5 protein-coding genes are annotated in these 5,345 nt (G+C 69.1%); 4 read left to right on the top strand and 1 reads right to left on the bottom strand.

All coding sequences use genetic code 11. From position 1 onward, the window contains the following. Positions 1–209 precede the first annotated feature (209 nt). Complete coding sequence (locus ABZ923_RS40825; protein WP_361483358.1) at positions 210–434, bottom strand: cold shock domain-containing protein; 225 nt, start codon at positions 432–434, stop codon at positions 210–212. 326 nt (positions 435–760) lie between these two features. Between ABZ923_RS40825 and ABZ923_RS40820 the strand changes: the two genes are divergently transcribed. From ABZ923_RS40820 to ABZ923_RS40805, 4 genes are read left to right on the top strand one after another with little or no spacing between them, the layout of a single operon-like run. Then, positions 761–2,077: a sugar ABC transporter substrate-binding protein gene (locus ABZ923_RS40820; RefSeq protein ID WP_361483355.1), complete on the top strand. Its 1,317-nt coding sequence runs from the start codon at positions 761–763 to the stop codon at positions 2,075–2,077. A 5-nt stretch (positions 2,078–2,082) separates the two neighbouring features. Then, the gene (locus ABZ923_RS40815) at positions 2,083–3,069 is read left to right on the top strand and encodes a sugar ABC transporter permease (protein ID WP_361483364.1); all 987 of its coding nucleotides are present in this window, start codon (positions 2,083–2,085) and stop codon (positions 3,067–3,069) included. A 7-nt stretch (positions 3,070–3,076) separates the two neighbouring features. Next, positions 3,077–3,916, top strand: a complete 840-nt coding sequence (locus ABZ923_RS40810; protein WP_361483361.1) for a carbohydrate ABC transporter permease — start codon at positions 3,077–3,079, stop codon at positions 3,914–3,916. Further along, complete coding sequence (locus tag ABZ923_RS40805) at positions 3,913–5,310, top strand: GH1 family beta-glucosidase (RefSeq protein WP_361483352.1); 1,398 nt, start codon at positions 3,913–3,915, stop codon at positions 5,308–5,310. Before ABZ923_RS40810 ends, ABZ923_RS40805 begins: the two co-directional genes overlap by 4 nt. The last annotated feature ends 35 nt before the right edge of the window (positions 5,311–5,345 follow it).

Genomic DNA, 5,345 nt, shown 5'->3' with positions numbered 1-5,345 from the left:
GGTTAATTTGGTCGGCCGCCCGCGCTGCGGGCACGGGCGCCCCAGCGCCGCAGCCCGGACGAAGCGGCAGGCCGAAAGAGAGGGCTCCGTCTGGCACCGCTGCGCTCACCGTGGCTCGCTGCTGTTCCCCGCTCGATCTGGTGCGCTTGTGGTGCAGCCATGGCGGAGGTCGGTCTACAGGGCTTCGGGAGCTTCGGACGCCTGGAATGTCAGGCTGGCCGAGGCACCAGGTTCACTGCGCGGTAGGTGTAGCCGTCTTGCTTGTAGCCGAGGGCTTCCCACTGGAGATCTACGCGTTGTCCCGGCGAGAGCGTATGGAAGCCCCTCGTCTGGATGACGGAGTAGTGGCCCCAGCAACCGCCGGGTGTCTCGGGAGAGTCGAGTACCCCCCACCCTTCCTCGTCATGCCATTCACGGACAGTCGCAGTCACCATGCCGCGACTATACGAGTGCCGGCCGCGCCGACGTATCGGGGGCCTCGGCTTGGGATCTTGTCCGTAGACCGCCGACTGTAGACCGCAGACCGGCGTCCGTACCCAGCCGCACGCCCGCCCCCGACCACGCCCCGGAACCCGCGGCCGCCCCCAACCCGCACCCCCGACCCTCCCGAGCCCTGCCCCCACCCCACCCCACCCCCACCCCAGCTCCCGGCAAACCCCCGATTCCCCCTGCCCGATCCCTTGACGATCGCCCCCGAGCGGGATTAACTCACGTCCTAAATTAAGTCATGAGTGCAATCCCTGAAGGGACACCGGGAGCCATGCGCAGGATCCGAGCCGCGGCCGTAGGCGCCGTCACCCTGTCTCTCGCCCTTGCGGCCACGGCCTGCGGAGGCGGATCGTCCACCGGCGGCGGGTCCGACGACTCGCCGAAGACGCTCACGTACTGGGCGTCCAACCAGGGCGCCAGCATCGCCGTGGACAAGAAGGTTCTCCAGCCGGAGCTCGACAAGTTCGAGAAGCAGACCGGCATCAAGGTGAAACTGGAGGTCGTGCCCTGGTCGGATCTGCTCAACCGGATCCTGACCGCGACCACCTCGGGCCAGGGCCCGGACGTGCTGAACATCGGCAACACCTGGAGCGCCTCGCTGCAGGCGACCGGCGCGCTGCTGCCGTGGGACGAGCAGAACTTCGCGAAGATAGGCGGCCGGGACCGCTTCGTGGAGTCCGCGCTCGGCTCGACGGGCGTGCAGGGCAAGGACCCGGCGGCGGTGCCGCTGTACTCGATGGCGTACGCCCTCTACTACAACAAGAAGATCTTCGCCGACGCCGGGATCAGCAAGCCGCCCGCCACCTGGGACGAGCTGATCGCCGACGGAAAGAAGATCAGGGCTCAGGGCAAGTCGGTGCTCGGCGCCGAGGGCGCGAACCTCTCGGAGAACATCCACCACGTCTTCGTGTTCGCCAAGCAGCACGGCGCCGACTTCTTCACCGCCGACGGCAAGCCGGACTTCACCGCTCCCAAGGTCGTGGAGGCGGTGAAGAGTTACGTCGACCTGATGGCCAAGGACAAGGTCGTCCCGGCCGGCGACGCCGAGTACGCACAGAACCAGTCCGTCAGCGACTTCGCCAAGGGCAAGCAGGCGATGCTGCTGTGGCAGTCCGCCGCCGCGAACCTCAAGTCCCAGGGCATGAGCGAGGACGCCTACGGCATCGCCCCCGTCCCCGTCCGCTCCGGCACCCCTGGGCAGGGCACCCAGGTCAACTCGATGGTCGCCGGCATCAACATCGCCGTCTTCAAGAACACCCACAACCTGGACGGCGCCGCGAAGTTCGTGAAGTTCATGACCTCCGACGCCGAGCAGAAGATCCTCAACACGGCCTACAGCACCGTCCCGCCGGTCAGGTCCGCCCAGGACGACCCCGCGTTCGGTGCCCCCGACACCGCGGTGCTGAAGAACACCCTCGCCACGAGCGCGGCGGCGCTGCCGCAGGTGCCGTCCGAGTCGCAGTTCGAGACGACGGTCGGTACGGCGGTCAAGGAACTGTTCGCCGACGCCGCCGCCGGACGCGCCGTGACCACCGACTCGGTGAAGGCGAAGCTGGAGAAGGCCCAGCAGCAGATGCCGGCGGCGTGACCACGATGACGACCACCGCACTGAAGGAACCGGTGCGCGAGACGTCCCCCGGCGCGGCGCGCGCACCACGCCGCCGCGCCGGGTGGATCCGCCGCGTCTCCCTGCCGTACCTGCTGCTCCTGCCCGCGCTGCTCCTCGAACTCCTCGTGCACCTGGTGCCGATGGCGATGGGCATCGTGATGAGCTTCAAGGAGCTCACGCAGTTCTACATCCGCGACTGGAGCACCGCTCCGTGGAGCGGCCTGGACAACTACCGGGTGTCGGTGGACTTCGACGCCCCGGTCGGTAAGGCGCTGCTGCAGTCGTTCGGCGTCACCGTCGGCTTCACCCTGCTGTCGGTCGGCCTGTGCTGGCTGATCGGCACGGCCGCCGCGGTCTTCATGCAGGACACCTTCCGCGGCCGCGGCCTGCTGCGCGCGCTGTTCCTGGTGCCGTACGCGCTGCCCGTCTACGCGGCCGTCATCACCTGGGTGTTCATGTTCCAGCACGACAACGGCCTGGTGAACCACGTGCTGCACGACCAGCTGCACCTCACCGGCAAGCCGTCGTTCTGGCTGATCGGCGACAACAGCTTCTACGCCCTGCTGACCGTGTCGGTGTGGAAGGGCTGGCCGTTCGCGTTCCTCATCGTGACGGCCGGACTGCAGAACATCCCCCGGGAGCTCTACGAGGCCGCCGCGCTGGACGGTGCCGGGATGTGGCAGCAGATCCGCCGCATCACCCTGCCGTCGCTGCGCCCGGTCAACCAGGTGCTGGTCCTGGTGCTGTTCCTGTGGACGTTCAACGACTTCAACACGCCGTACGTGCTGTTCGGCAAGGCCGCTCCCGAGGCCGCCGACCTCATCTCGGTGCACATCTACCAGTCCTCGTTCGTCACCTGGAACTTCGGCACCGGCTCGGCCATGTCCGTCCTGCTGCTGCTCTTCCTGCTCGTGGTGACGGGCGGATACCTGCTGCTGACCTCGCGCGGACGGAGGACCGCCGATGCCTGAGTCGCCGATGGCGCCGCCACGTTCGTTCCTGTGGTCGCGCCGGGTGTTCCTGACCCTGCTCGCCGGCTTCGTGCTCACCCCGGTGTACGTGATGGTGTCCAGCTCGCTGAAGCCGCTGGCCGACGTCACCGGCCGGTTCCGCTGGCTGCCCAGCGAGCTGACGATCCGCCCGTACATCGACATCTGGTCGACCGTGCCGCTCGCGAAGTACTTCACGAACTCGCTGATCGTGGCAGGTGCGGCGACCGTCTGCTCGGTGGTCATCGCCGTGTTCGCGGCCTACGCCGTCAGCCGGTACGAGTTCCGCGGCAAGCGCGTCTTCACGGTCACCGTGCTGTCGACGCAGATGCTGCCGGGCATCCTGTTCCTCCTCCCGCTGTTCCTGATCTACGTCAACATCGGCAACGCCACCGGCATCGCCCTGTTCGGCTCCCGCGGCGGGCTGATCCTGACGTACCTCACCTTCTCGCTGCCGTTCTCCATCTGGATGCTGATCGGCTACTTCGACTCGGTGCCGCGCGACCTGGACGAGGCGGCGCTGGTGGACGGCTGCGGCCCGCTCGGCGCGCTGTTCCGGATCGTCGTACCCGCCGCAATCCCCGGCATCGTCGCGGTCGCCGTGTACGCGTTCATGACGGCCTGGGGAGAGGTGCTGTTCGCGTCGGTCATGACCAACGACACCACCCGCACCCTCGCCGTCGGCCTCCAGGGCTACTCCACCCTCAACGACGTCTACTGGAACCAGATCATGGCCGCCTCGCTGGTCGTCAGCGTGCCCGTGGTGGCCGGCTTCCTGCTGCTGCAGCGCTATCTCGTCGCGGGTCTGACGGCGGGTGCCGTCAAATGACCCCCAACCCTGATCCCGAAGGGACTTCCGTGTCCGAACCCATCGACCTGTCCGCCTTCCCCCGCGACTTCCTGTGGGGCACGGCCACAGCGGCGTACCAGATCGAGGGGGCCGTCGCCGAGGACGGCCGTGCGCCCTCGATCTGGGACACCTTCTCCCACACCCCCGGGAAGATCGCGAACGGTGACCACGGCGACGTCGCCTGCGACCACTACCACCGCTGGCGGGAGGACATCGGGCTGATGCGGCAACTCGGCGTCAACGCCTACCGGTTGTCCGTGGCCTGGCCGCGCGTGGTCCCCGGCGGGACCGGACCGGTGAACCCCAAGGGCCTCGCGTTCTACGACGAGTTGGTGGACGCCCTGCTGGAGGCGGGCATCACCCCGTCCGTCACGCTCTACCACTGGGACCTGCCGCAGGTGCTCCAGGACCGGGGCGGCTGGCCGGAGCGGGACACCGCCCTGGCATTCGCCGAGTACGCCTCCGTCGTCGCCGAACGCCTCGGCGACCGCGTCACCCTCTGGGCCACCCTCAACGAGCCGTCCTGCTCGGCCTGGATCGGTCACCTGGAGGGCACGATGGCCCCCGGCTGGACCGACCTCACCGCCGCGGTCCGCGCCTCCTGCCATCTGCTCCTCGGCCACGGCCTGGCCACCCAGGCGATCCGCGCCGCCGTACCGGGCGCGCGGATCGGCATCGTCAACAACCTGTCCACCGTGCACCCGGCCACCGACCGCCCCGAGGACCGGGCGGCGGCCCGCCGGCACGACGGCCATGTCAACCGCTGGTGGCTCGACCCGGTGCACGGCCGCGGCTTCCCCGCCGACATGGTGGAGACCTACGGCGTCGAACTGCCGGTCAGTGAAGCCGACTTGGCGACCATTGCCACGCCGCTCGACTGGCTCGGCCTGAACTACTACTTCCCCGCCCACGTCACCGACGACCCCGAGGGGCCCGCGCCGTACGCCCGTTCCGTCCGCCGCGAGGGTGTGCCGCGCACCGGCATGGACTGGGAGATCGACGCCTCCGGCATCGAGACGCTGCTGCTGCGGCTCACCGAGGAGTACGGTGCCCGGCGGATCTACGTCACCGAGAACGGCTCCGCCTTCCCGGACGTGGTCCGCCCCGACGGCAGCGTCGACGACCCCGAGCGCCGCGACTACCTCGAACGCCACCTCGCCGCCTGCGCCTCCGCCGCCCGCAGGGGTGCGCCGCTGGCCGGTTACTTCGCCTGGTCCCTGCTGGACAACTTCGAGTGGGCGTACGGCTACGACAAGCGCTTCGGCCTGGTCCACGTCGACTACCGCACCCAGGTCCGCACCATCAAGGGCAGCGGGCACCGGTACGCGGACATCGTCCGCGTCCACCGCGGCCAGAGCCGCCGGGCCGCCTGAGCCCGGCCCGGACGGCCGGCGGACACGAGCTCGGG

Source organism: Streptomyces sp. NPDC046881, from assembly GCF_040645015.1.
Taxonomy (GTDB): Bacteria; Actinomycetota; Actinomycetes; order Streptomycetales; family Streptomycetaceae; genus Streptomyces.
This window is presented reverse-complemented; position numbering and strand designations above follow the sequence as displayed.

Excerpts from the sequence above, each read along its gene's own strand:
- ABZ923_RS40825 (WP_361483358.1), bottom strand. The coding sequence starts at position 434 with ATGGTGACTGCGACTGTCCGTGAATGGCATGACGAGGAAGGGTGGGGG.
- ABZ923_RS40820 (WP_361483355.1), top strand. The coding sequence starts at position 761 with ATGCGCAGGATCCGAGCCGCGGCCGTAGGCGCCGTCACCCTGTCTCTC.
- ABZ923_RS40815 (WP_361483364.1), top strand. The coding sequence starts at position 2,083 with ATGACGACCACCGCACTGAAGGAACCGGTGCGCGAGACGTCCCCCGGC.
- ABZ923_RS40810 (WP_361483361.1), top strand. The coding sequence starts at position 3,077 with ATGGCGCCGCCACGTTCGTTCCTGTGGTCGCGCCGGGTGTTCCTGACC.
- ABZ923_RS40805 (WP_361483352.1), top strand. The coding sequence starts at position 3,913 with ATGACCCCCAACCCTGATCCCGAAGGGACTTCCGTGTCCGAACCCATC.